Below are 1,011 nucleotides of genomic sequence, written 5' to 3' on the forward strand. Positions count from 1 at the left end.
ATCACAAGTACGAGTACAAGCACGGGTACAAGCAGGGGCACCAAACGCCATTCCCACCATGACGCCCCCGACACCGCGGAGGCGTTCCGCACACTGGCCGCGCTGCCGCCCGGCCCGCAGCACGACACCGTCCGCGAACGCATCGTCGAGGCCTGGCTGCCCATGGCCGACCGGCTCGCCGGGCGGTTCCGCAACCGGGGCGAGAACTCCGAGGATCTGCGCCAGGTCGCGGCCCTCGGGCTGGTCAAGGCCGTCGACCGGTACGACCCCGAGCGCGGCAACGCGTTCGAGAGCTATGCCGTGCCGACCATCACCGGTGAGATCAAGCGGCACTTCCGGGACTACATGTGGAGCGTCCATGTGCCGCGCCGGGTACAGGAGTTGCGCAACCAGGTGCGGTGCGCCGCGCGGGATCTGTCCCAGACCGTCCCGGGCCGTCGGCCCACCGTCGCCGAGATCGCCAGGCAGGCCGGCCTCGGCGAAGAGGACGTCCTGGTCGGGCTGGAGGCCCTGGAGAGCTTCACCGCCCTCTCGCTGGACGCGGATATGGCCGGCGGCGAGGACGGCTACTCCCTCGGCGACACCCTCGGGTCGCCCGACCCTGCCCTCGACACCGTCGTCGACCGTGAGGCGGTCAAACCCGGCCTCCAGGCGTTGCCGGAGCGGGACCAGGTCATCCTCTACCAGCGGTTCTTCGGCGGCATGACGCAGGCCGCGATCGCCGAGCAGCTCGGTATCTCGCAGATGCACGTCTCCCGTCTGATCAGCCTCTGCTGCGAGCGCCTGCGGCACCAGGTGATGCGTGACGTGGCCTGAGCGGCGCGTCCTCCGGTTTCCGCTCGGCTTCCGGGGGCACTTCGATTCCCAGGTCGCTGGACGACGTAGCGGAAACACCCGACAGAACAAGGCGAGTCGGTCTCGTCGGTGGAGGTGCCCTGTGAAGCGGCGTGCGACGCTCCTCGGCGTGGGCGCGGTCCTGGCGTGGTGGGCCGTACTCGCGCTGCCGTGGCT

Annotated in this window: 1 protein-coding gene; it reads left to right on the forward strand. The window is 70.0% G+C overall.

What is annotated here, in order from left to right; translation table 11 throughout:
• A complete protein-coding gene (locus ACFWI9_RS34865; RefSeq protein ID WP_387169450.1) occupies positions 1-816 on the forward strand; it encodes an RNA polymerase sigma factor SigF in 816 nt (271 codons plus the stop codon).
• Positions 817-1,011 lie beyond the last annotated feature (195 nt).

It is taken from the genome of Streptomyces sp. NPDC127084, assembly GCF_042724175.1.
Lineage (GTDB): Bacteria > Actinomycetota > Actinomycetes > Streptomycetales > Streptomycetaceae > Streptomyces.